Annotated in this window: 1 protein-coding gene and 1 pseudogene; one reads left to right on the forward strand and one right to left on the reverse strand. The window is 61.4% G+C overall.

All coding sequences use genetic code 11. The annotated features are described in order from the left end of the window. Positions 1-373: 373 nt before the first annotated feature. Positions 374-1,231, forward strand: a complete 858-nt coding sequence (locus tag AC3FNH_RS32485; RefSeq protein WP_488723000.1) for a transglutaminase-like domain-containing protein — start codon at positions 374-376, stop codon at positions 1,229-1,231. Positions 1,232-1,237: 6 nt separating this feature from the next. On the opposite strand, the pseudogene AC3FNH_RS32490 reads toward AC3FNH_RS32485, so the two are convergent. Continuing rightward, positions 1,238-1,430: pseudogene (locus AC3FNH_RS32490) on the reverse strand (hypothetical protein); the annotation flags it as partial.

Below are 1,430 nucleotides of genomic sequence, written 5' to 3' on the forward strand. Positions count from 1 at the left end.
GACTGACTGACTTGACTACTGGGGGACTGGGCGAACGGCGGTCGCCGCGCGGCATCTTGCATGAATTTTCCAGGGATCCCCGTGAGTGACTTCAGGAGTCACCAGTCCTAAGACGTCATCGAGGGGGAAGGCCCGGAAACGAGTGATAGGCGAACCAGAAGCACCTGGCTACTGAAACGCTTCATCTATCAGTATAGGGGCGATGCACACCGTCCTAACCCGCTTACAAATTGATCAGGCAGGCGCTGCGCCGCACCTGCGGTGCCCGCTGATGCAGACCTTTCGCCCGCTTCCGGCGCTACACTGAAATGGTGGCCAGAGCCGTTCACGCGGCCGGCACCGTTTCCGCCCCCATGTCGACACAAGGTCAGCAATGAACCGTCTTAGGTACTCGGTGAACCTGTGCTATGAGATCCTGGATCCCACAGGAGACTTTCTGTTGATTGTCGAAGCTGCGAAGACCGCAAGACAGTCCGTTGTCTCCGAGCGTCTGGCGCTCACGCCACCGGTTGAAGCCGATCGGTACACGGATCCACTCTGCAACCGCCTGCTCAGGATACGTGCGAACAAGGGCCCGCTGGCCATCCGCTATGAAGCTGTGGTGGACATCGATCATCGCCTGGACGATGGTATGTCACTCACGGAGGTACCCGTCGCCGAACTCCCGTTCGATGTCCTTTCGTACCTAGCGCCGAGCCGGTATTGCGAATCCGACCGCATGATGGAGTTCGCCATGCGCGAGTTTGGCGGCATGCGCCCCGGCTATTCGCGCGTGTATGCGATTCGGGAGTGGGTGCGCAACCATGTGCGCTTTCTTTCGCGATCCACCAATGAGCGCACCTCGGCGATCGATACGATTGTCGAGCGCACTGGCGTATGCCGGGATTTTTCCCACCTGATGATCGCGATCTGCCGCGCCCTGAGTATTCCCGCCCGTATGTCCAGCAGCGTGGACTATGGCGCGGACCCCGCCATGGGCGCGCCGGACTTTCACGCGGTGGTCGAGGTGTTCCTGTCGGGCGGATGGTACCTGCTCGACCCCTCGGGGGTATCCATTCCGACTGGCCTGCTGCGCATCGGCACCGGCCGCGATGCCGCCGACATTCCGTTTGCCGCCATATTCGGCAAGGTCGAGTCGAAGCGGCCCTTTATCGAAATCCAGCCAATGGCCGACCCGGCTGCCGGGATTGGCCTGCCGCTCGCAACGACAAGCGCCATCTCCACCTGGTAAGCGGCATCAGCGCGCTTCGCCTTTCATCCCTTCGATTTCCATGGCGGCGTTCCAATCCTCGTATGCCGCAATCGGTTCCATGGCCTCGTCGACGAACGATGCCGCGCGTTCCGCGGCAGCCGACGGCCCCAGAAGAACATCCTCCCGATCACCATCCTCGGCCTTCGGCGGCAGCAACATGTCTTCGAGCATCCCCCGT

The sequence above is a fragment of the Cupriavidus sp. 22TCCZM01-5 genome, from assembly GCF_057798915.1.

What these genes read in the sequence shown, in the direction of transcription:
- AC3FNH_RS32485 (WP_488723000.1), top strand. Translation starts at nt 374, where the DNA reads ATGAACCGTCTTAGGTACTCGGTGAACCTGTGCTATGAGATCCTGGAT.